Origin of the sequence: Psychrobacter sp. VH5 (genome assembly GCF_050572635.1) — a bacterium.
In the GTDB taxonomy this organism is placed as follows: Bacteria; Pseudomonadota; Gammaproteobacteria; order Pseudomonadales; family Moraxellaceae; genus Psychrobacter; species Psychrobacter celer.
On record NZ_CP192145.1, the window covers coordinates 1,585,249 to 1,609,380 of the forward strand.

Consider the following 24,132-nt stretch of genomic DNA (forward strand, 5'->3'; position numbering starts at 1 on the left):
GTTTGGCTTTTCTTATAAATCTTAGCTTTATAAGTCTTGCTTTTGTAGATGTAGAACGACAGCTGTGGTCGTTTTTTTCTTTTTTGCTACATGCTTGTTTGCTGTATGGTTGAGCGTGCGCCAGCTTATAGGATTGTCACAGTTTTTATCGTCCGCCGTTATCTTACCACTATTTTGCGTGCTATCAAACGCAGCACGACAGCCGCTCATAGATAGATGCCATGTGTGCCGAGCAAGTGAGGCAAACGTGACATGAGGCAATGTATCAAAAATCGACTCACTCTGATATAGTCGGTTGAGTTAAAACAGGGCGCAGTGCTGACCAGACAGGTTATTTGCCCCAAAAAAGAGCATTGAAGAGACAGGTTGCACCATTGTATGAGCTAATTTGGTGCATTAAAGACACTAATGGATGCGCTAAATCATCATATGGTGGTGATCGTCCAAGAAGATATCTTTATCACGCATTGGCAAAAACACGCTAAATATCTGTATTTATTTACTATTTGGCTGCCGATGGATATGCTGCACTGTCATGCGCCAAGCAGCTTGGCACAGCAGTTGCATCATTATTGTCAGCGGACAGTATGAGGGTTGATGATGAGCTGCTTCTTTATCAGCTACTGCTGTCTATCACTGTTTATTAATAATAATCAGCCAGCATTTGCACAAAGCAACATTGTCAGTCATATGTTGTTAAAATAGCGTTAAAACAGTTTATATTGCAAATATCTAATCAACACAACGGAGACTATTTATGTCAGATAAATTATTGGATCTTATCAAATCATCTAATGCTAAATGGGTTGACTTTCGCTTTACCGATACTCGCGGTAAAGAGCAACACATCAGTTTTCCTGCCTCTACCATCGACGAAGAAGTGCTAGAAGACGGCAAAATGTTTGATGGTTCATCTATCGCTGGCTGGAAGGGCATTGAAGCCTCAGATATGATCCTACGTCCTGACCCTGAAACGGCTTTTATCGACCCGTTTTTTGATGCCGTTACAGTCGTCGTGACCTGCGATATCATCGAGCCATCAACGCTACAAGGCTACGATCGCGACCCGCGCTCTATCGCTCGCCGCGCAGAAGAGTATCTCAAATCAACGGGCATCGGTGACACGGCTTACTTCGGTCCTGAGCCTGAATTCTTTGTATTTGATGATGTTAAGTGGTCGGTTGATATGTCTGGCGTCAGTCATAAAATCACGGCTGAAGAAGCAGCATGGTCGACTAATGAGACGTATGAGTGGGGCAACATGGCGCATCGTCCACGCGTTAAGGGCGGTTACTTCCCAGTACCACCAATCGACAGCTCGCATGACATGCGTTCTGTGATGTGTGAGCGTATCGAAGAGATCGTTGGCGAAGGCCGCGTTGAAGTTCATCACCACGAAGTGGCGTCTTGCCAGTCTGAGATTGGTGTTGCATTCAACACGATGGTACGTAAAGCGGATGAAGTTCAGCAATTGAAATATGTTGTCCATAACGTGGCGCACCAGTTTGGTAAAACAGCGACCTTTATGCCGAAGCCTATCGTTGGTGACAACGGTTCAGGTATGCACGTGCATATGTCAATCTCAAAAGATGGCGTAAACATGTTCTCTGGTGATGAGTATGCTGGACTATCTGAAACGGCACTGTATTTCATCGGCGGTATCATCAAGCACGCTCGTGCATTGAACGCGATTACCAACCCATCAACGAACAGCTATAAGCGTCTAGTGCCGCATTACGAAGCACCTATCAAGCTTGCGTATTCTGCATCAAACCGCTCAGCGTCTATCCGTATTCCGCACGTGAGCAGTCCAAAAGCAGTACGCGTCGAAGCACGCTTCCCAGATCCAACGGCCAACCCATACCTAGCATTTGCTGCGCTATTGATGGCAGGCCTTGACGGTATCCAGAACAAGATGCATCCAGGCGAAGCTGCTGACAAAAACTTGTATGACTTGCCACCAGAAGAAGAAGCGCAAATCCCAACGGTAGCAGAGAGCTTGGATGTCGCCCTACAAGCGCTAAAAGACGACCACGAGTTTTTGTTAAAAGGCGATGTGTTCACTAAAGACATGCTAGAAGCGTTTATTACTTTGAAAGAAGAAGAAGTACAACGTCTAAACGTAACTGTGCATCCTGTTGAGTTTGATATGTACTACAGCTGCTAATCAGCTGCGTACTCAAAGCGCTGAAATTAAGCTAAATGTAAAATAACATCAAATCACCAGCTAAGTCCGCCTTAGCTGGTTTTTTTATGCGTAAAAATAAAAAGTACACCACCCGATAAATGAATAAAACATCGCTACTGATTTCGTCACGCAAATGCCGCATAATAGGAAGTATCAGACTGATTAGGTGGCTTGACCATGACGACATTTATCCTTGCTCATATAAAAAACACTCATATAAAAGACGCTGACGTAACAACCAGCGCTCTAAAGTCCAGTACTCTAAAGACCAGAGGCATAAAAGCCAAATGTTTCGGTTTGCTGACAGGGCTGACCGTACTTTCAGTGAGTATCACAGTACCTATCGCAGTGCCTACCAGTCACGCAGCAACCATCTATAAAGTAGTCGATGAAAAGACGGGACAAGTTACCTTTACCGATCGGCCACAAAACTATGAGCAGCAGACGGACAAAACTGTCAGTCAGACGGCTGTTTCTACTGGTAGAGACACGATTGGTCAGGTGACTGGCGAGGCGACCTCGTCATCTGCGCCTGTGAGCACGGTCAATAGCACAGATAAGGCGCGCAAGGCAGTGAGCTATCAGCTTATGATCGCCGAGCCTAGCGAGACTCGCGCATATCGCCGTCCTGCTCAAAGCATCGAGGTGCGCGTACAGGTGACGCCTGCCTTGCAGGCGGGTGATGGAGTCCATATTTATCTTGATGGTAGTGAGGTTGCACAAGGGTTAAGTGCTTCTATCGCCACTGTCGATCTTATGCCCGGCGCGCATAACATAAAGGCGGTCATACAAAATGAGAAAGGACGGCTGCTCAAAGAAACAGCCCGTACGGTACATGTGATTCAAAACACTCAAACCCTCCAAAACAATAAAAAAATCGCGCAGCAGCGCTTAGCCTACCAAAATCTACCATGGCATCAAAAACTGCTGTTAAAACTGCGGCAAAAGGATGGCAGTCTACAAACGGTTCAAAATGCACAGCCTAAAACTAATGATGCTTTTACCAAGTAAGCGCCATACCCTAATAGCATACAAAAAAGGGCAGCCGCTACGATAGGTGGCTGCCCTTGATATCCTTTGATAGTTAGGTACTTATAAAGTTTTTTGCTAACAACTGTCTTTATGGCGCAAAAGTTATTTGGTCAGCTCAATGGTACCATTGGCAGTCACTGAGATAGTGCTATTACCAGACTCAAAGCTTTGGCTTGGTACCGACTCGTCTGCCATGCCTGATTTCATGCTCATAGCGCTATACATTGGACGAGGGTAGTTGTTTCCTGTGTTTAGATTGACCGTGACCACACGGTAGCCGCGTGCATTCCAAGCGCGCGTTAGGTTTTTGGCCTGCTGCTGAAAAGCGCGAGACGCTTCGGTCATCAGCTTTTGCTCTAGTGCGTCTTTTTTGCTATCAGAGACGCCAAAGTTTAGGTTATCCATCACTAGCGTTTCTTGCAAATCAGCAATTAGCTGGCTGGTAGCCGCAAAGTCGGTGCTTTTTAGATCGATACTGGCTTGCCCCGTCCAGCCAATGATTTTGTCGTTTTTATCATATCGCGGATAGGTGCGCTGCTGTCCGGTGCTGACCGTCACGCTCGGGTAGCGCTTAGCGATTTTCATGGCATTATTAATAGATGTGTTGAGCGTGGTGGCCAAGGCTTTTGAGGTACTGGCTTGGGCTTTTTTGTACATGCTGGCGCGCACTTCGTCATTTTGCACCTCTTCTTTGACTTCGGTTTGAAAGCTCAGCTGATCATAGCCTGTCGGCTCGGCATGCGCGCTACCCATCATGGCTGTCATTAAACAAGCAGTACCAGAAGCGATGGCCAGTTTATTCAATAGAGTATTTTTCATGGTTATCTCCTAAATCAATGTTAAGGGTATTCATATGAATACTTTCAAAAGGTATTTACAAAGGAAGTTGTAGCTTTTATTTTTAAGTGTTGATATGTGTACAACTTCATTCACTAAAATAGCAAAATCTGTATAAGTTGCTGTGAGAATTTTGTGAGCTAGGTTACAGACTTATTTTTCGATTAAAACAAACACGTTTGAGATAGGGGTTGTAAAATTAAAAAATCCTTGTATAATCTCATCCGGTGGCTCCGTTGGTAGCCTCGCAACATTGTACTATGAATCCCGCCAGGACCGGAAGGTAGCAACGGTAGTAGATACAATGTGTGCCGAGGATGTGCTGACGGAGTCGCTTTTTTTTGCCTAAAATTTGATATTGGTCTTTATCATTGTCCAGTCGCAGCCTGTTTTGCTTAATACCTATCTCTATGCCTCTCTAGTACATCAAAATTGTAAAACATCAAAAGCAGTTTTCGATATTCAGTCCTTTATCATAAAGGGCTTTTTTTTATCTAAAAATTGCCCGATGCTAGCGCTTCATGAATAAATTTAAGCTAAAATACAAGGTATTAACGTATCATTAATACTCTAGACACATTGGGATTTGCTTATGAAGATGTTTATTTGGCTACTGATTATATTCATGGTACTACTGGTCGTGTTTGGGGTGTCGATATTTAATAAATTGGTACGCGCGCGCAATCAAGCAAAAAATGGTTTTGCGCAGATAGATGTCCAGCTCAAGCGTCGTCATGACTTGATTCCAAACTTGGTTGAGGCCGCCAAGCGTTATCTGACGCATGAAGAAGAGACCTTAAGCCGTGTGATTGGCGCCCGTAATCACGCCCAAAGCCTACAAGACTCTACGCATCATCAGCCAGAGTCGCTTGAGCATATGGCGTTGTTTGCCAAAGCAGAAGGCATGCTGTCTAAAGCTTTGGGGCAACTCTCAGCGGTGGTGGAGGCGTATCCTGAGCTAAAAGCGGATAGCATGATCAAAGAGCTGATGGATGAGCTGACCAATACCGAAAACCGTATAGGCTTTGCCCGTCAGCACTATAACGATAGCGTGATGTTTTATAATAATGACCGTGAGGTGTTTCCAAACAATCTTGTCAGCAGCACTTTTGGCTTTCGTCCGCTCAGCCCACTGGTCTTTGCAGATAGAGACGCCATTGCCAAAGCCCCTGTTGTAGATATGACTTGAGATACCAAGTAAAAGCACAAAAAGTGTCGCCAATTTGAGATAAGCGGATGGATTTTTTTGCTCAGCAGCGGATACGCACGCGCCGCAGTCTGTTACTTTATGGGCTGTTTTTTTTGATCGTCTTGGCTCATATAGCAGTGGCTCTCGGAGTTGTGTGGTTGTTGCTGACGATATTTACAGGGGGTATTTACTACTGGGCGTTGGTTTTGGCTATCGTTTGCATCATAGCGAGTTTTGTTGGTGGTAGTTTTGTAGAGTATCGCCGCCTCAGAGCGGGTGGCCGCGCGATTGCTCAACGCGTGGGGGCGGTTCGTTTGTTTGTTGATAGCAGTCAGGATGCTTGGGAGCACAGTCAAGGGGTGGCTCAGCAGCACACTGCGGCCAAAAAAGTTCGCTTTAGCGACCGTCAGATCGCAGTGCGTGATGAGCGAGATTTCCCTCCTGTCTATCGACGCTACTACGAAATTGCGCAGCAGCTGGCTATTGCATCGGGGCTGGATATGCCGATATTGTACGTGCTGCCTGATGAGCAAGGTATCAATGGTTTTGTCGCTGGCCGCCATAGTCAAGACATGGTATTAGTCGTGACGCAGGGTGCGTTAGACAAGCTCTCTGATGAAGCATTATATGGACTGATTGGCCATGAGTACGGTCATATATTACATGGTGATGCGACATTTAACCTACAGCTGATGGTGGTGCTAGCAGGACTACAGATACTGTATGATTGGAGCGATCCTATCAGTCATAACAGCAATCGCTTGATAAGTGACAATCGCTATGCTGGCTCTATTGATAGCAGCGTTAGTCAAAGCGCTTTGATGCCGCAGCGTAGCATCGACAGTCATGCACGTCGTACCGAGGCGCAGACGGCAAGCTTTACCACGCATCGCGAATGGGTGTCGTACTGGCAAGCCCAATCGCACAAACCGCTATCATTGACGCAGTCTCAGTCGCGCCGGCTGAATAATCCTATCATTGATCGGCAAGCGCCGCGTAGCGTGTGGACATTGCTGTTACATGGGCTGAGCTTTTCGAGTATGGCCTGCGCTCAGTTGATTAAACACAGCTTCAACCGTGAGCGTGAGTTGCTCGCCGACGCTACCAGCGTACAGTTGACCCGCTCGCCGGCGATTATAGAGACTCTAAAAGCCATTCATCAAGACACAGTAGGCTCGCGCTTAACCAACATCGCTGATATCAATGGTCTGAGTCATTTTTTCTTTGCCAGTAGCGGCGCGGACTTAGGGGATGTATCGTGGTTTGCTACCCACCCAAGCTTAAGCGAGCGCATGAGTGCCGTCAATGCCAAAGCCTATCATGACTTTGCTGTGCAAGTTGCCCATGAAAAACGCTTAAACCAGCAAAAAATAAAACAGATATATGCGCAGCGTCGCCTAGGTGATTGGGGCGAAGTCCAAGCAAATAGCCTAAGTAAAGATAAAAAACCAGTTGTTAATAACCTCCCTGCTACTGCCACCAAAAAAGACAAAAATGCTGAAGAAAACATCAAAGAAAATGTCGATGTTTTGATCAATGAGCTTAATAATGCCTTAGAGGCAGAGTCGGGGCTGCCCTTTACCATAAAAGAAGATGTCGTGATTGATGGCCGCTTGCAAGTATCAGCAGAGGATATAGGTGCCTGTCAGCTACTAAAGCCATGGATGGCAAAACCCGATAGCGATTTACCAAAAAAACCATGGATCGATAGCGACGATTTGCATCAGGTTTGCCTGCCGCAGTACGTGCTGGATCACAGTCATCACCCATTGGGCGCGCAAGCTTTGATCGAAGCCATCATGTTATGCCATCAACGGCGCTTGCTGACGACGACGATGAAATATGATTTGCACGACGTTTGGGAGGGGATTGTCGGTGATGAAGTATCGCAAAGTAATACGCAACAAGATCAAGGCAAGAAAAACACAGCATCCACTGTAGATAGCAATCATGACAGTCATAACAACCTGCCCATCTTACCGCATACGATAGATGCTAAACTGCTGACAGCGGTGGCCAATTTGGATCGGCGCTTAGACAGTGCGGTGCTGGTTTTTGCGATAAAGCAGCTGCATCAGCAAGACTTATCGGCACAGACAATTAACGCACAGCGCCTGCAAAACGAGCGCAGTTATGACCACCACGCCCATCAGCATTATCAGCAGCAACAAAGCAGCCGTACCATGCTCGCTCGCTATCAGTGTGGTTTACTACAGCTGTTTGCTCGCCAGCTGGCAGTGGATTTGACCTTTGACTTTGCTCAGGATATCTCAGCAGACCTTGTGTCTGGCACAGATACACCATTATCAGTATCTGATCAAGTGGCATGCACCAAGCCACAAGAAGTGTCTATCGTGTCATTATGGCAAGCACTACATTTACAGCGGTTATTGCCAACGCTTTTTGCGGTGTTAAATGACAAGAATACCGATAAGCCGTCCGGCTGGCAGACGCTATTGCAGGCGGGTATGGAGGATATAGGCGCGCAGCTTGACCCATCAAGTCAGGTGTTTTCTGGTCTGGATGCCGTGAGGAGGTCGGTGCTGATACTACTGGCGTATCGGCTGTCCAAAAACGCCCATCGCCATAGGCTGCCAGCATGGGAGAGTGCTGCGCGCTACATCGTGGATGTAAGGCGGCATGTCCGTTTGATTGATATTGACTTAAATGCCGTCAGCGATGCAAATCTACAGTGGCTATTAATGACCGCATCTCACTTAAATAGTAGCCAGCTGTTAGCGGTGGTCTGTATGGTGCCAGCGTATCACGCGGACCATGCTGATACAGCGAGTACTCATAAGGCGGAAGATAATAATTGTGGCAAGAGACAACAGGATAGCGGCCAAATAGATTATAATGAGTATCGACGATGGCTAAGTACATTGCATACTGTCATGTTACACGATACGATAATCAGTCAAGATGAATACGACTGCCTGATGATGCTGGCAGAGCATTGGTTAGGCGTTCGCCAGCTTTTTTAACATCGCCCGCTCTCAATTAAAAAATAAGACAGCAGAACCGCATGAGTGATATCCAAGATCCGCAAATTGTACTACAGCGCCGTGTGCAGCAGCGCCAAATCCTAGCGATGATGGGTATTAATCAGTGGGTGCGCCCAGGTGCTGCGACGCTAAGCATGGCTGATATCCCCGCCATTAGCGAAAGTCTGTCAAACCTCTCAAGTCCTAGCGTCTCTCTTGCCTCTTCGCAGCGCAGTCCTGTCAGCGATGTTAGCGACAGCGATGCAGCGTGGAATACCCAAAGCCCCGTCAATGACCGCCATCCTCACCGCGTCGATGATGGCTCGTCAAATCATTTAGACACGAGCGATACGTCTTCTTATCACGATGATGCCTATTTGGATGGCGAGCCTGCTCTACCAACCGTCGCGCAGGTGGTGGCACCACTCGTTGACGCCGTAAAAACAACCACTGCTGCGCCATCAGCGATACATGCATCAGCAGATAAATATGCTGATGAGAGCAACAAAAAGGTGTTGCCGTTTAGTTTACAAGGTGGCCGCTACGGCAACTGGGTCATACTGGTGGACATGCAAACCCTCAGCGAGGACAGCCAAAAACTGTGGCAAAACATCACCCAAGCGTTATCGATGACTTGTGAGACCACGGCGTTTCCGATCTGTGCGGGCATGGATACCGCCGAGCTTGCCAATGCCAGCTTAGCAGGCTATGTTTTTAAGATTGGGCGTAGTGAAGAAGTGCAAGTGGCGGCTTTGACGGCTTTGCCTGACGGGCTGACGCATCCTGCCCTAACTACGCTCCCAACTTTGGATGAAATGCTCGCCGATAGCCGTCTGAAGCGGCAGTTTTGGCAACAGATAGCAAAGTCTGTCTCGTAAATGAACATAACTGAGCATTTGAGATAATAAGAAAACTGTCAGACTGACAATGCCTTTAAAAATTCGCCCTAGGCGCTTTAATCGTTAATCAGCTTAGCTGTTAACCAACAATGATGACCTCATCAATTTAGGATAATAACCATGTCTACAACCCCAGAATCCATCCACACATCCAACGCTTCTACCAATCCAAACGCTGCCGCGCATCGTCTGCCAAACTTCTGTGCGGGTCCTGCGACCATGCCCACCACCGTCTTAGAGCGTGCACAAAGAGAGCTGCTTGACTGGCAAGGGCGCGGCCTTTCGGTGATGGAGATGAGCCATCGTAGTAAAGACTATGTCGCTATCACAGAAAAGGCTGAGAGCAAGTTACGGACATTGATGGAGATCCCAGATAACTATAAAGTGCTGTTTTTGCAAGGCGGTGCCAGCTTACAGTTTTCGGCGATTCCTCTGAATTTATTAAATGGCGGGCGCGGTGACTATCTAACGACGGGCGCTTGGTCAGGTAAAGCGGTCAAAGAAGCCAAACGCTATGAAGCATTGGGGTTGGGCGCAGTCAATGAGGTCGCTACTGGCAAAGACGGTAATTTTACTGACGTGCCAGCCCAAAGCGAGTGGAACCTAAGCGACAATGCGGCGTATTTTCACTACTGTGCCAACGAAACCATTCACGGTCTACAGATATTTGAGCCACCACAAGTCGACGCACCTATTATTGCCGATATGTCTTCTTGCATTTTGTCGCAGCCGATAGATGTGTCAAAGTTTGGCATGATTTACGCCGGCGCCCAAAAAAACATCGGTCCGGCAGGTCTTATCATTGTCATCATCCGTGAAGACTTGCTTGGCCGTGCCAGTGAGTGGTGCCCTATGCTTATGAACTATGAGCACCAAGTCGAAAAAGCGTCGATGTCAAACACCCCAGCGACGTACTCATGGTACTTGGCAGGATTGGTGTTTGATTGGTTAGAGGCGCAGGGCGGCGTGGCTGCGATCGGCAAGATTAACCAGCAAAAAGCCGACTTGCTCTACAAAACCATTGACGACAGCAGTTTTTATAACAACCCCGTTGCCCCTGAGCATCGCTCTATCATGAACGTGCCTTTTACCTTGGCAGACAGCAGTCTGGACAAGGTGTTTTTAGAAGAGTCAGAGGCCGCAGGACTATTGAACCTAAAAGGTCACCGCGATGTCGGCGGTATGCGCGCTAGTATTTATAATGCCGTACCGCTTGAGTGGGTACAGCAGCTGGTGGATTTTATGATTGCCTTTGAAAAAAAGCATGCTTAATCAAGCGGTCGCTATAATTCAAACGCTATCACGCAAACACTAAAAGACAAAAAAGACGCCACTTTTATAAGCGGCGTCTTTTTTATGTGCAGGCGTTTTTATTGTCAGTCAAAAAACCGCTAGGCAAACCTACTGTATACCTAAAACCGTGCCTCTACTGATGTAAACCCACCTCATCGCTGCGCTGTATTATCAAAAAAGCCTCGAGCATGACGACATCAATCCAGCAAATCATTAGGTGAAAAAACCTAAGTTTGTTATGATAAAATTTTTCGAGGGCAGAGCTTGGCAGTGGTTTTTACGTGTTATGGCTATAATGCTCACGTTTTTTCGATGATAGGTACGGTAAGTAAAGAGGTCTGTTGATACCCCATGATGCCCAAAAAAGCCCTGCCAAAAACCGTTTTGTTTGCTCTGGTCATCGGCTGGCTGCCGATAGCTATGGCAGCGCCTGTCACCACGACAGCGCTTGGTCATAATAGCACCACTGAATATGCCGACGCCCCATATATGCCCTATGCCAATCCAAATGCGCCCAAAGGCGGCACGCTGTCACTCGATGCGCGCGGCACCTTTAATGCGGCCAATAAATGGATGACCACGGGGGTGGCGATGGTCGGTACCGACTATCTGTACGACACATTGATGACCGGATCATTAGATGAAGCCTTTACCATGTATCCGCAGCTGGCCAGCAAAGTTACCTACGATCCTGAGGACACCAGCTGGATTATCTATCATATTAACCCTGCGGCGCGTTTTTGGGATGGCACAGAGGTCACTAGCACCGATGTCAAAGCCACTTATGACGCCATATTAAATAAAGGCCCGATGTATATTCGTAGCTATTTGGGAGATATCAAAGACATCCAAATTGTCGATAAGCGGCGAGTCAAGTTTGTCTTTACCTCCGATGATAATAAAGAGATTCTATTAACAGTCGGGCAGTTTCCAGTGTTTGCCAAATCCTCTATCGATACCGACTTTGAAAAAATCAGCCTAACGCCGCTCATGGGCAGTGGGCCTTATAAGCTTGGCCGCGTCGATGCGGGACGCTCGGTGAGCTATGTCCGTGATCCCAATTACTGGGGGCGAGATTTGATGGTCAATCGCGGTCGCTATAACTTTGACAGGATTAAGTTTGTCTATTACCAAAGTGATGAGATTGCCTTTGAAGGGTTTAAATCTGGACAATATCGCTTTCGCCCAGAAAATAAAGCCTCTAATTGGGCAACCGGTTATCGCTTCCCAGCGGTAAAAGCAGGGCTCATTAAAAAAGAAACCATCAGCAGTCAAAACCCAGTACCTATGCAGGCGCTGGTGATGAATTTGCGCCGGCCATTGTTTCAAGACATTCGCGTGCGCCAAGCACTGAGCGCCGCTTATGATTTTGAATGGATGAATAAGACACTGTTTCATGGGCAGTATGAGCGCCTGCAAAGCTTTTTTCATGGCTCGGAGCTTGCCGCTACGGGCATGCCATCGCCTACCGAGATGCAGGTGCTAAAACCACTACTGCCGACACTTGAGCCGATTCAGCGCCGTGCAGTATTGGCGAGATGGCAACTACCCACCAGCGATGCTAGCGGCTTCAATCGCGAAGGGTTATTACAAGCCAGAAAGCTATTGCTAGATGCGGGTTTTTATTATGACGATATGCAGCTATATCAGCCTAATGGTAAGCGTGCTCGGATTGAGATGCTGATGACGGGCGAGACTATGGGGCGTGTGTTGCTGCCTTATATTCGTAATCTCAAGCGTTTAGGGTTCGATGCGACCTTGCGGCAAGTCGATGGCCCACAATATTACGAGCGAATGCGCCGTTTTGATTATGATATGGTGGTCGATGTATTTGCCCAAAGCTTATCGCCTGGTGCTGAGCAAGTAGGGTTTTGGGGTAGTAGCGCTGCCGATGAGACGGGCAACCGAAACACGGCAGGTATCAAAAACGCGGCGATAGATGAGGTGATAGAACAATTAGGCGACGCCGAAAGTCGTGACGAGATTGTCTTATATACGCACGTCCTTGATCGTCTGCTACGCGCAGGCCACTATATGGTCCCGCTATATGGCAAATCTAGTACCAATGTTGCCTACTGGAATCAGTATCGCCATAATGGCACACTGCCGACCAATGCAGTCGGAATCGACTACTGGTGGGTAGATAAAGCAGCCGAAGCGCGCGTTAATAACTACTTGAAAAAATAAACGATGGCTTGGGCACCCAATATCTAATGTATCGTTTATCAAAAATAGCCATTCTCAATACTTGAATAAAAAGATAAGCAACACCTATAACTACTGGTAAGGATTTGATATGAGTATTCGTATTCACCCGATTAAAGCGTTTAATGACAACTATATCTGGGCGCTCATTAATGAAAATAACAAGCAAGCCATCGTCATTGATCCGGGTCAAGCTGAGCCTGTCGTTGCTTATCTAGAAGACAATGAGCTGGAGCTGACGTCTATCTGGACCACCCACCATCATCATGATCATATCGGCGGTGTGGCAGAGCTACAAGAGTCTTATCCGATGACGCATCTGGTGGCCCATGGCGAGCATACGGTCGATGAAGACCAGACCATCAAGGATGGTAGCACGGTCAGTGCCTGGGGCTGCGCGGCGCAAGTATGGGACGTGTCGGGTCATACGGCAAGTCACGTGGCTTATGTCTTAGATATCGATGGTCAAAAGCATTGTTTTTGCGGAGATACCTTGTTTAGTGCTGGCTGCGGCCGCGTGTTTACAGGAACGATAGAGCAGTTGCATGAGAGCTTTAAGCGTTTAAACGGACTGCCAGCCGAGACGCTGCTGTATCCAGCGCATGAATATACTGCCAGCAATCTACGCTTTGGTCTCTCTATCGAGCCTGCTAATGAAGCGATGCAGCAAGCATTGGCGCAAGCAGAAGAAAAAACCGCCCAAGGCACCCCAACACTGCCGGTGACCTTAGCGCATGAGCGTGCTGTCAATGTGTTTTTGCGCACACAAGAGCCGAGTGTGATCGCAGGTGTCAAGGCCAAGATGGCGATCGATGATGATAAGTCACTGACGGTATTTGCCGCGCTACGTGAGCTGAAAAACAACTTCTAATTATTTTAGGAAGCTGACATATGGGTCGTTATATCTTAAAAAGATTGCTGCTGATATTACCGACGCTATTTTTGATATTGTTGGCGAACTTTGTGATTGTACAAGCGGCGCCAGGCGGTCCTGTGGAGCAGCAGCTGGCATTGATTGAGCAAGGCGCAAAAGACAATGCGCTCGGCGGCAGTATCGGCGCGGGTAGTGCAGGCGGCAATGATAGTAACTACCAAGGCACGCGCGGCCTATCTGAGGAGATGGTGGCCGCAATCAATGCGCAATACGGCTTTGATAAGTCAGCGCCTGAGCGCTTTTGGCTGATGCTAAAGAACTACGCCCAGTTAGATTTTGGCGAGTCGTTTTTTAAGGGCCAGACGGTGACCGATCTGATTATAGAAAAGCTGCCAGTCTCTATCTCGCTTGGGCTGTGGAGTACGCTGCTGATATATATGATTGCCATCCCACTTGGTATCTACAAAGCCATGCATCACGGCTCGGGGATTGATAAAGCCACTGCTATGCTGCTCGCCATTGGCCATGCGATACCTGTGTTTGTGTTTGCCGTCATACTGTTGGTGTTTTTTGCGGGTGGCAGCTACTGGAATATCTTTCCGCTGCAGGGACTGACCTCCGAGAATTTTGATCAGTTAAGTACCTTGGGTAAAGTGAAAGACTACTTTTGGCATTTGGCACTGCCGCTATTAGCAAGTACCGTTGGCGGTTTTGCCGGCTTGACTTATTTGACCAAGTTTAGCTTTTTAGAAGAGCTGGGTAAGCAATATGTCCTCACCGCACGCGCCAAAGGCATAGGCGCGCGTCAAGTACTGTACGGTCATGTGTTTCGTAACGCGATGCTGATTATTATCGCTGGTATCCCCGCGGCCATCGTTGGGATTTTCTTTGCTGGTAATTTTCTTATTGAAATCATCTTTAAACTCGATGGTTTAGGACTGCTTGGCTTTGAGGCCATTCAGCAGCGTGATTATCCAGTGATATTTGGCACGCTGTTTATCTTTACCTTAGTTGGTCTACTATTACAGCTCATCAGTGATTTAAGTTATCACCTCATTGATCCGCGTATTGATTTTGAGGGTCGCTAATGTCAAGTCAACCATTACCTTCAGCGCCTGCAAGTCCGTCTATGACGATGACAAAAAAACGCCGCCTAAATCCTATTTGGCAAGCACGCCTAAACCGCTTTCGTCGCAATCGTCTAGGGGTCGTATCGCTCGCTATTTTTGCCCTAATATTTGTCCTTTGTATGGCAGCCAACGTGATTGCCAATGACAAGCCGCTACTGGTGCAGTATCAAGGCGATTACTATTTTCCTGTGCTAAAGGCCTATCCTGAGACGACGTTTGGCGGTGTGTTTGAGACCGAAACCAATTATAAAGACCCTGCGGTGCAAACGCTGATTAATGAGCAAGGCTTTTATGTGATGCCGCCCATTCCTTTTGCCGATCAGACGCCAAATGTTGCGCTGGGTCTGCCTTATCCTGCGCCGCCCAATAGCCAAAACTGGCTGGGTACGGATGATTTGGGTCGTGATGTGCTGGCGCGCATACTTTATGGCATGCGGGTGTCTTTGTTATTTGGTATCGCTTTGACGCTGGCAGGGGCGATGATTGGTATTATTGTCGGTGCCATACAAGGCTATTACGGTGGCTGGGTAGATTTGGCAGGGCAGCGCTTTATGGAAGTGTGGGGCGGGATGCCGCAGCTGTTTATGATTATTATTTTGGTCAGCTTGTTTAGTCCCAGCATCTTTATGCTGTTTGCCATGATGCTGCTATTTGGCTGGATGGGATTGGTCGGTTTGGTACGCGCCGAGTTTTTGCGGGCGCGTAACTTTGATTATGTCCGCGCTGCTCGTAACCTTGGGGTGTCGGACAGCCGCATTATGATGAGGCACATCTTGCCCAATGCCTTGGCCTCTAGCTTATCGCAGTTGCCGTTTATCCTAACGGCCAATATCATTGCCTTAACCGCGCTAGATTTTCTAGGGTATGGCTTACCGCCTGGCTCGCCGTCACTTGGTGAGCTGATGGTACAAGGCAAAAACAACCTTGATGCGCCTTGGCTAGCACTATCAGGATTTTTTAGTCTGACTTTTATCTTATCCTTGCTCATCTTTATTGGCGAAGCATTGCGTGATGCCTTTGATCCGAGGCGCTCCTAAAATGACAACTGATAAGATGATAAATGCCAATATGATAACTACTACTGAGCAAAGCAGCCTTTTGGGTGACAATCATAGCAATACACAAAACAAGCTCATGCTGGTAGTAGATAAACTTAGTATCGTCACTGACGCAGATATCGTTTTGGTCGATAAGCTAACGTACGAGCTGCGACAAGGGGAGACATTGGCTATCGTCGGCGAGTCAGGCTCTGGTAAGTCGATCGCCAGTCTTGCACTGTTGGGCTTGCTGCCAAATAGCTTGAGCGTTACTGGTGAAGTGCAGTTGGCAGACGCGGAAAAAATGACAACAATGACAACATTGCCGATAAGCAATCATAAAACACGTGATGCAGCGCTGCGCGCTATCCGTGGTCAGCGCATTGCTATGGTGTTTCAAGAGCCGATGACAGCGTTGAACCCATTACATACGGTTGCCAAGCAAATCGCCGAGTCGTTGCGTCTAAGCGGCGTACCCAAAAAGCAATGGCGAGACAGGAGCATCACCTTGCTAAGTGATGTCAATATTACTGACCCTGCTGACAAGCTGCATCGCTATCCACATGAGCTGTCCGGTGGCCAACGCCAGCGGGTAATGATCGCCATGGCATTGGCGCAGCAGCCTGATATCTTAATCGCTGATGAGCCGACCACCGCGCTGGATGTCACTCTGCAGCATGAGATTCTTGAGCTGCTAGATAAGCTCAAGCAGCAGCATCAGATGGCGATGATACTCATCAGCCATGATCTTAATTTGGTCAAACGCTATAGCGAGAACGTTATCGTCATGCGCCAAGGTCAAACGATTGAGCAGGGGAAAACTGCCGAGGTGTTTAATCAGCCAGCAGCTGACTATACTCGCACCCTTATCGAGCAAGATTTTGGGCAAGCATTAGATCTATTTGATGACAATCAAAGTCAGCGGCCAACCGTATTGCAAGTCAGTCATTTACAAGTACAGTTTTCGATTGAAAAAAGTCTGTTTGGCGGCGTCAAGCGCTGGTTTGATGCAGTAAAAAACGTCGATATGACGCTGCAAAAAGGGCAGGCGCTCGGCATCGTTGGCGAGTCCGGCTCTGGCAAAACCACCATTGCCTTGGCGCTGAGCCAATTACTGAGTCATCAAGCACGCATCAGGGGTCAGATTGTGGTGAACGGCCAAGATATCGCGGTACTGTCTAGGAGTGAGCTGCGAAAATTCCGCTCGCAGATTCAGATGGTATTTCAAGACCCCTTTGCCAGTATCAATCCGCGTATGACGGTGATGCAGATAGTTGAAGAAGGGCTGTTGGTACAAGGCGTGTCTAAGGTCGCCCGTCAGCAGGCGGTGATGGATAGTCTGGCAACCGTGCACCTGCCTGCTGAGTTTGCCCAGCGTTATCCGCATGAGCTATCAGGCGGTCAGCGTCAGCGAGTGGCGCTTGCTCGTGCGCTTGTGATGCAGCCAAGTTTATTGATACTTGATGAGCCGACGTCCGCACTTGATAGCACCACGCAGGTCACGGTGGTCAACTTGCTACGGGAAATTCAGGAAAAATTGCACATCAGTTGTGTGTTTATCAGTCACGATCTAAAGGTTGTGCGCGCTTTATGCCAGCATATTATGGTACTAAAAGAAGGCACGTGCATCGAGTCTGGAGTGACCGACGCTATTTTTGATAATCCAAAGCATCCGTATGCCAAGCAATTATTGCAAGCGAGTATGCTTTAGTCTAAGCAGTCAGGATAAAATAACTATACGAATTTATAAAATCTGGAACACCATAGATGATAAGTAGGCTCAAAATAAAACCCATTCGAGCGCTTGATACCAATGAATGAGCCAAACAGGCCTTTGACCACGTTTGAGCTATTGTTTGACTTGGTCTATGCCATTGCCGTAGCGGCGGCTCATGGTTTTTATAGCCGTTTAAGTGAGCATGACTTATCGGGATTTTTGACCTTTTATGGTATTTGGCTAATTATTTTGGCACCTATAGTGATGATTTGGTTTTTTGGACGAGACAACGAGCACTGGCTGGCTAAGGATAGCGACTAAGCGCGTTTGCGACAGGTTTGGCCGTGATGGTGTGACAATATGACAACGTAAAAAGCAGAACAATGTGAAAAGTAGAACAAGGCAGTTCACAGTAAGTGCGACATCACAAAAACGGCAGTGGTACAATAAATTTAAACAGTCGTTTGCTTGATACAGCAGTGATAGGGTATCTGGCATGGTTTAAAGACATCATAAAAAAGGATTTTTGTACCCATGAAACACCCAAGTCGTCTCTCTCAGTTGATCAATACCAATGGTTTACAGCATGCAGGCTATCTGGCGGTCGCCAAGACTCGCGCCAAAGTGCTAAAAGCGTTTTCTTATGTTGTGCCGATTAGAAGACCGATGTTGTTTGTCGGTGAGACCTCATGTGAGGAGCTGTGCGATATGCTGATAAATGAAGGCAACGCTCATGTCTTTATCGTCACAGATGCTGTGCTTAATAAGCTGGGCATCCCTGCTAAAGTCACCGACTATCTGGATGAAAAAAATATCCGCTACCATATCTATGATGGTATCACGCCAGACCCAACGTTTGCTGTGGTCAAAGAAGGATTGCGCCAATCTGTCGCCGCCAAGTGCGATTCGATCATTGCCATCGGCGGCGGTTCGGTCATCGATGCGGCCAAAATGATCGCCATGGCCCAAGGTAATAAATGCCAGCCTGAGCAATTAATCGGACTTTTAAAAGCCAAAAAGCCCTCTGTACCGCTTTATTGTATTCCTACCACTGCTGGTACTGGTTCAGAGGCGACCCTAGGCGCGGTGGTGTCTGATGACAACACTCACCAAAAAGCGCTGTCGATTGACCCCAGAATGGTACCCCTAGCAGCCGCTATCGATCCTGTGATTATGAAAGGGATGCCTAAGCATATCACTGCGGATACCGGTATCGATGTATTGACGCATGCCTTGGAGGCATGGATGAGTGCTAACGCCAGTGTTGAGACTGATTATTATGCCGCTTCTGCCACCAAAGCGGTGATGCAGTATCTGCCAATCGCCTATGAAAATGGGGAAGACCTGCAGGCTCGCGAAGAGATGGGGATAGCTGCACATTATGGCGGTATCGCCTTTAACAAAGCGGGTCTTGGCTATGTCCATGCCATCGCGCACCAGCTAGGCGCGTATTATGGTATTCCTCATGGTCGTGCCAATGCCATCGTCTTGCCTTATGTGTTAGACGTCAATCGTCAAGCAAGCAAAAAAAGACTGGCCAAGCTGGCCAAGCAGACAGGAATGATCAGGCAAGGCAACGCTGGTAATAGTGATGCTGAGATCGCCGATCATCTAATCGCGCAAGTGCGCGACTTGATTGCTAGCTTACACATCGACCCAGCGGTAAGAGGCATGCAAAGCAGTGATTTTGATGACATCGCAAAAGCGGCGGCAAAAGAAGTCAGTGATACTTATGCGGTGCCGACCTATCTGTCACCTGCCGAAATCAAAGACATCTTAACAAGGATCAAACACGCCAGTGAACAGCATAGTGCTGCTGCCAAGACGGCGAATGCGGTCGCTTAGGGCGCTCTTGTTTAAAGCACAGGCTGGCACGGTGACTGGATCGCTCAGATGCAGCAGCGTCTAAGGCTGACGAAAAGTGACAAAAAAGGATACTGAACGCAGTATCCTTTTTGGGTTTTGTTTGGGCGTTTATCTGGGTTTAGATGTTAGGCTTGATTGCTTGCGACATTAAAACGCCGGCCGACGCTTGGGCACCGCGTCCAAAAATTCATTACGTGCTTGATTGTCGTGAAGATACTCACCCAGCATGGCGGTACTACGAGTGGTTGACTGTTGTTTGTTGACGCCGCGCATCATCATGCACATATGCGAAGCATCCATTACCACAGCTACCCCGCGACACCCTGTCACATCCATGATGGTTTGGGCGACTTGCTCGCTTAGGTTTTCTTGGATCTGCAAGCGGCGAGCAAACATATCGACGATGCGCGCAAACTTTGACAGACCCAATACATGACCATTTGGTAAATAACCGATATGCGCCACGCCATGAAACGGTAGCATATGATGCTCACATAGCGAGTAAAACTCGATGTTTTGCACCAATACAAGCTCGCGATTGGTCGATGGAAATACCGCGTCATTGACGACTTCTTCTAAGCTTTGATGATAGCCTTGCGTCAAATAAGAAAACGCCTTTGCTGCTCGCGCAGGCGTGTCTAGTAAGCCTGGGCGATTTAAGTCTTCGCCAGTTGAGTCAATCAATTGACGATAAGAGTCGATATTTTCTTTATAATCTGGAGTGATGATGGGGGTATTACTCATAAGTTTGGCAGCCATCCAAAATGTGGGTGTAGCTTAACGCTAAATCCTCAGTTACAAGCACTCGATTACGAGCAAGGGTTGTAAGGGATTTTTATAAAAATTGTGCAAGCTGGGAAGGGCTGTGATTATACTTGAAAAAGGCTTAACTTCATACTGCTGTGGCCAGAGTTGCGCGTTTTATCGACATCAGGCATCACCATAACATAGAGGATACCAGCATCTGTATCAGTAAGTACAGTTTACGACTGTTTACTTAAATCAATTCGTGTATAATGAGTCATCTTTTTATCATACTTATAATGAGCATTTATACTCTCGAACGATTCAAAAGGAAATATTATGCTACTGCAAGGACAACGATTTGTCGTAACTGGCATCGCAAGTAAACTCTCTATCGCATGGGCGATCGCAGAAGCGTTGCACCGTGAAGGCGCTTCATTGATTTTGACTTATCCAAATGAGAAAATCAAAAAACGGGTAGATATGGCAGCCGAAGCATTTGAGGCAGACTTGGTGTTAGAGTGTGATGTCGCCTCAGATGACTCTATCGCCGCTTGCTTTGAGCAAATCACCACACATTGGGGTGATGGTATCGATGGCGTCGTACATGCTATTGGCTTTGCGCCAATGGATCAGCTCGATGGCGATTTTGTTAGCGCCACCACTCGTGAGGGCAGTCAAATCGCGCACGATATCTCAAGCTACAGTTTTGTAGCATTGGCCAAAGAGGCGCGGTCGCTGCTGGCCATGCGTCATGGCTCGATGCTGACACTGACTTATGAAGGTAGTATCTCAGTATTGCCAAACTATAATGTCATGGGGATGGCCAAGGCAAGCTTGGAGGCCAGTGTGCGTTATCTAGCGACATCGATGGGTGGTGAAGGCATTCGTGTCAACGCTATATCAGCAGGACCTATCCGTACGCTGGCCGCCAGCGGCATCAAATCTTTTAGAAAAATGCTTGATATCAGCGAAAAGATAGCGCCGCTACAACGCAATATCACCCAAACAGAGGTCGGTAACGCAGCGTTGTTCTTGCTATCACCATGGGCTTCAGGTATCACCGGTGAGATTATGTTTGTGGATGCTGGGTTCAATACCGTGGCCATCAGCGAGCAGCTAATGATGGCTGATGAGTCAAAGTAGCCGCTCAAGATAAGTGCGTGATCTGACATATTCAGTGATATTATTTAGCAAAGACAAGGCAGCCTAGGGGCTGTCTTTTTTGGTTATAATAAAGGCTTTTTGGCCCTAGGCCATGAAACGACAAATATGATCACCAAACTACCAAAGTGGATATTATGGGGCGGCGCGATTTTAGCGTTTAGTGCCGGCTGCGTCAATACAGCGGCGCTGATGGGCTTTGCGCGTCTTTCTGTCTCGCACGTCACGGGTAATGTGAGTCTGTTTGCCGCTGCAATCGCTTACATGGATGCTCGTAGTATCTTGTATATCGGGGCGCTGCTACTGTCATTTTTGGCAGGTGCGATATTAAGCGGTTATGTGATCGGGCAGACGTCCCTAAAGCTTGGGCGACGTTATGGCCGCGCGTTATATATCGAGGCGGCACTACTGCTGCTCAGTTATTGGCTATATCAGCAGCATGACTACTTAGGGCAGCTGGCGGCAGCGATGGCCTGCGGTTTACAAAATGCCATGGTAGCGACTTATAGTGGGGCAGTCATTCGCACGACTCATTTGACAGGTCTTACCTCAGATATGGGTGCGGCCATCGGAAACTGGCTGGCAGGTCGTGCCATCAGCAAGCCTACCTTAGGGTTTCAAGCGATTATCTGGTACTGCTTCTGTGGTGGTAGTGCGCTTGGGGCGTTTTTATTTGCAAAGGTCGGTTATGATGCGCTGTTTGCACCCATTAGCATCGTACTTAGCGCGGCGTTTATTTATAACTATGTCTCAGACCGCTTGCCGGAGAAAAGATAATTAAAATAAAGATAAACTAAAAAAGAGCGTATCTTAAAAAAAAGTCTAGGACACGTGCTCATAAAAGAAAGCGCTCATCATTCCAATGAGCGCTTATAGCAAACAATACATAAATGGCGCATTGTCAGTGGCAATGCGCTTATATTAAAACTAGAAACATATTAAACATATTTGAAAAACCAGCGAATTACTTATCGCTTTCTTCGTTATGATCTTCGTGTTCATGCATGCCTTGCATCATGTCTAGAGCAGAGTCGTCGGTACGCTGCTGGTCTTTTTTGTCAAGGCCATCTTGATTGATGTCTTTACGAGCCATTTTTGTGGTCGAGTTTGTTTTATTGTCGTCTGTCATGAAATGCTCCTAATAGTTATTGTCAATTTGATTGAGGACATGGCCTAGTATGAAAGAGCATTGTTGAGTTGTACATATAGTGTGTATGCGTGTTTAGTGACGATGTGTAACTGGCGGTTTGTAACTAAAGACTCATAACTAAAGCGCATGATCCTTGCTACTTGGCAAAACGGTATTTGCTAGCAGCGCCATCGATGACGAAAAATGTTGCTTAGATAAGTAGTTGAGTTTAAAGCATTCTTATAAACGAACATTGATACAGGTCAATCAAGTGCTTTGTCAGGCGCGTTTTTTACGATATATCTGCTATGATGATAGCCTGTTTTTTGCTGATAACCCGCCAGTTATCACAATTCATACTCTCTCTTTGGTTTATCTTTAGGGTCTTTTTTACACCGTCTTTGGATCAATAAGGACATTTTATGTCAAAGCAAAAACTAGACAGCCATCTTCCTGATGATGGCAATGAGTATTTATTTACCGATACCTTTCCGAAGGGGACGGGTAAAGGGCTGATAGTGGTCGCCATCGCCGCCATTATCGCTATGATTATCTATAACGTTTTGCCCTTTGAAGTCAATGCCAATAAAGGCCTTGCGGTGCTGTTTTTTATCGGTGTGCTGTGGTTGACAGAGGCGGTACACGTGACTATCACCGCCTTGCTGGTCGTAGTGGTCGGGGCGCTGGTTGGCATACCTGAGTTTGATGCCAAGATTGGCCTACAAAGCTTTGCCAGTCCGACTATTTATTTGTTTTTTGGTGGTTTTGCACTGGCGGCCGCCTTACATGTACAACAGCTAGACAAAAAAATCGCCCTAAAGATCTTATCAATGTCAGGTGGTAAGCTGAGTACGGCGGTGTTTTTGATATTTGCCGTGACCGCGTTTTTGTCGATGTGGATATCTAATACTGCTACAGCGGCGATGATGCTGCCACTGGCGCTGGGTATTCTCACGCAAGTGGATCGCGAAAAAGACCGCGGTACTTTTGTTTTTGTGCTGCTGGGTATCGCATACTCAGCTAGCCTTGGGGGCTTGGGTACTATCGTGGGCTCGCCGCCTAATGCTATTGCGGCAAAAGCGCTCAACATCGCCTTTGTAGATTGGATGAAGTTTGGTGTGCCCATGATGGTAGTGTTGTTGCCGCTGCTCTTGGGGGCGATGTATGTGTTTTTAAAACCCAACCTCAACCGCACAATCACTGTACTCGATGAAGCGCCAATCGCGTGGAATAAGCCGCGAGTTGTGACGATTATCGTCTTTATTATCACTGCCTTTAGCTGGATATTTTCTAAAAAAATTGGTGCAGCGCTCGATATCACTGATACCGATGCTGTCATTGCTTTGTCAGCGGCCGCCGCGGTAGTCAGTCTGGGTCTGGTATCATGGAAGCAAGTCTCGGACAATACCGATTGGGGCGTGCTCATGCTGTTTGGTGGCGGTATTGCGCTATCGACGATCTTAAAAGTATCGGGCGCATCATTGGTGCTGGGTGAGACGGTGGCAAGTGCGCTGTCTTCTGCGCCGCTGATCTTGGTGATGATTGCGGTGTCAGCCTTTATTATCTTTTTGACTGAGTTTGCCTCAAACACCGCGTCAGCTGCGCTGCTGGTGCCAGTATTTGCAGCAATTGCTGAGCAAATGGGTCTGCCGCATGAGGTGCTGGTGCTGGTCATCGGTATTGGCGCATCTTGTGCCTTTATGCTACCTGTTGCGACACCGCCAAACGCCATTGTCTTTGGTACTGGGTTGATCAAACAATCTGAGATGGTCCGCACAGGGGTAATACTCAACATCATTGCCACCGTCGTTGTTGGATTGTGGGCGTATTTTTTCTTAATATAG

Annotated in this window: 21 protein-coding genes and 1 other RNA gene; 18 read left to right on the forward strand and 4 right to left on the reverse strand. The window is 47.4% G+C overall.

Annotation, left to right across the window (positions count from 1 at the left end; genetic code table 11):
• Positions 1-27: 27 nt before the first annotated feature.
• Positions 28-210, reverse strand: a complete 183-nt coding sequence (locus ACNFVB_RS06750; protein ID WP_430736963.1) for a hypothetical protein — start codon at positions 208-210, stop codon at positions 28-30.
• 198 nt (positions 211-408) lie between these two features.
• Here ACNFVB_RS06750 and ACNFVB_RS06755 point away from each other — a divergent pair, with 198 nt between their 5' ends.
• The 3 genes from ACNFVB_RS06755 (at position 409) to ACNFVB_RS06765 (ending at position 3,199) form a co-directional block, all read left to right on the forward strand.
• Positions 409-591: a hypothetical protein gene (locus ACNFVB_RS06755; RefSeq protein ID WP_430736964.1), complete on the forward strand. Its 183-nt coding sequence runs from the start codon at positions 409-411 to the stop codon at positions 589-591.
• Between the two features lie 166 nt (positions 592-757).
• A complete protein-coding gene (gene glnA / locus ACNFVB_RS06760; protein ID WP_430736965.1) occupies positions 758-2,167 on the forward strand; it encodes a type I glutamate--ammonia ligase in 1,410 nt (469 codons plus the stop codon).
• 198 nt (positions 2,168-2,365) lie between these two features.
• Positions 2,366-3,199 (forward strand): DUF4124 domain-containing protein, encoded by an 834-nt coding sequence (locus ACNFVB_RS06765; RefSeq protein ID WP_430736966.1) that lies wholly within the window; start codon positions 2,366-2,368, stop codon positions 3,197-3,199.
• Positions 3,200-3,322: 123 nt separating this feature from the next.
• Here the strand turns inward: ACNFVB_RS06765 and ACNFVB_RS06770 are convergent, their stop codons facing one another.
• Positions 3,323-4,039 carry an SIMPL domain-containing protein gene (locus ACNFVB_RS06770; RefSeq protein WP_192993940.1) on the reverse strand — a complete coding sequence of 239 codons (717 nt, stop codon included), beginning with the start codon at positions 4,037-4,039 and terminating at the stop codon, positions 3,323-3,325.
• A gap of 252 nt (positions 4,040-4,291) precedes the next feature.
• Between ACNFVB_RS06770 and ffs the strand changes: the two genes are divergently transcribed.
• The 12 genes from ffs (at position 4,292) to ACNFVB_RS06830 (ending at position 19,230) form a co-directional block, all read left to right on the forward strand.
• Positions 4,292-4,388, forward strand: an RNA gene (gene ffs / locus ACNFVB_RS06775) — signal recognition particle sRNA small type.
• A gap of 261 nt (positions 4,389-4,649) precedes the next feature.
• Entirely contained in the window at positions 4,650-5,246 is a 597-nt protein-coding gene (locus ACNFVB_RS06780) for a LemA family protein (RefSeq protein ID WP_430736967.1), read from the forward strand.
• Between the two features lie 47 nt (positions 5,247-5,293).
• Positions 5,294-8,230 carry a M48 family metalloprotease gene (locus tag ACNFVB_RS06785; RefSeq protein WP_430736968.1) on the forward strand — a complete coding sequence of 979 codons (2,937 nt, stop codon included), beginning with the start codon at positions 5,294-5,296 and terminating at the stop codon, positions 8,228-8,230.
• 41 nt (positions 8,231-8,271) lie between these two features.
• Entirely contained in the window at positions 8,272-9,108 is an 837-nt protein-coding gene (locus ACNFVB_RS06790) for a hypothetical protein (protein ID WP_430736969.1), read from the forward strand.
• A gap of 141 nt (positions 9,109-9,249) precedes the next feature.
• Positions 9,250-10,401, forward strand: a complete 1,152-nt coding sequence (gene serC, locus ACNFVB_RS06795; protein ID WP_430736970.1) for a 3-phosphoserine/phosphohydroxythreonine transaminase — start codon at positions 9,250-9,252, stop codon at positions 10,399-10,401.
• 375 nt (positions 10,402-10,776) lie between these two features.
• A complete protein-coding gene (locus ACNFVB_RS06800; RefSeq protein WP_430738482.1) occupies positions 10,777-12,609 on the forward strand; it encodes an extracellular solute-binding protein in 1,833 nt (610 codons plus the stop codon).
• A 109-nt stretch (positions 12,610-12,718) separates the two neighbouring features.
• The gene (gene gloB / locus ACNFVB_RS06805; RefSeq protein WP_075100892.1) at positions 12,719-13,498 is read left to right on the forward strand and encodes a hydroxyacylglutathione hydrolase; all 780 of its coding nucleotides are present in this window, start codon (positions 12,719-12,721) and stop codon (positions 13,496-13,498) included.
• 20 nt (positions 13,499-13,518) lie between these two features.
• The gene (gene yejB, locus ACNFVB_RS06810) at positions 13,519-14,589 is read left to right on the forward strand and encodes a microcin C ABC transporter permease YejB (protein ID WP_430736971.1); all 1,071 of its coding nucleotides are present in this window, start codon (positions 13,519-13,521) and stop codon (positions 14,587-14,589) included.
• A 47-nt stretch (positions 14,590-14,636) separates the two neighbouring features.
• Positions 14,637-15,668, forward strand: a complete 1,032-nt coding sequence (locus ACNFVB_RS06815; RefSeq protein ID WP_430738483.1) for an ABC transporter permease — start codon at positions 14,637-14,639, stop codon at positions 15,666-15,668.
• Between the two features lie 16 nt (positions 15,669-15,684).
• On the forward strand, positions 15,685-17,379 hold the full coding sequence (locus tag ACNFVB_RS06820) for an ABC transporter ATP-binding protein (RefSeq protein WP_430738484.1): 1,695 nt from the start codon (positions 15,685-15,687) through the stop codon (positions 17,377-17,379).
• Positions 17,380-17,481: 102 nt separating this feature from the next.
• A complete protein-coding gene (locus ACNFVB_RS06825; RefSeq protein WP_430736972.1) occupies positions 17,482-17,706 on the forward strand; it encodes a hypothetical protein in 225 nt (74 codons plus the stop codon).
• Positions 17,707-17,919: 213 nt separating this feature from the next.
• Positions 17,920-19,230, forward strand: coding sequence for an iron-containing alcohol dehydrogenase (locus tag ACNFVB_RS06830; protein ID WP_430736973.1), 1,311 nt, complete (start codon positions 17,920-17,922; stop codon positions 19,228-19,230).
• Between the two features lie 168 nt (positions 19,231-19,398).
• On the opposite strand, the gene folE is transcribed toward ACNFVB_RS06830, so the two are convergent.
• Positions 19,399-19,995: a GTP cyclohydrolase I FolE gene (gene folE, locus ACNFVB_RS06835; RefSeq protein WP_172953095.1), complete on the reverse strand. Its 597-nt coding sequence runs from the start codon at positions 19,993-19,995 to the stop codon at positions 19,399-19,401.
• 339 nt (positions 19,996-20,334) lie between these two features.
• On the opposite strand from folE, the gene ACNFVB_RS06840 reads away from it, so the two are divergent.
• Positions 20,335-21,141, forward strand: coding sequence for an enoyl-ACP reductase FabI (locus tag ACNFVB_RS06840; RefSeq protein WP_105245706.1), 807 nt, complete (start codon positions 20,335-20,337; stop codon positions 21,139-21,141).
• A gap of 126 nt (positions 21,142-21,267) precedes the next feature.
• Positions 21,268-21,936 (forward strand): YoaK family protein, encoded by a 669-nt coding sequence (locus tag ACNFVB_RS06845; protein ID WP_430736974.1) that lies wholly within the window; start codon positions 21,268-21,270, stop codon positions 21,934-21,936.
• Between the two features lie 187 nt (positions 21,937-22,123).
• Here ACNFVB_RS06845 and ACNFVB_RS06850 read toward each other — a convergent pair whose 3' ends face one another.
• On the reverse strand, positions 22,124-22,288 hold the full coding sequence (locus ACNFVB_RS06850) for a hypothetical protein (protein WP_178377924.1): 165 nt from the start codon (positions 22,286-22,288) through the stop codon (positions 22,124-22,126).
• A 422-nt stretch (positions 22,289-22,710) separates the two neighbouring features.
• Here ACNFVB_RS06850 and ACNFVB_RS06855 point away from each other — a divergent pair, with 422 nt between their 5' ends.
• Entirely contained in the window at positions 22,711-24,132 is a 1,422-nt protein-coding gene (locus ACNFVB_RS06855; protein ID WP_430736975.1) for an SLC13 family permease, read from the forward strand.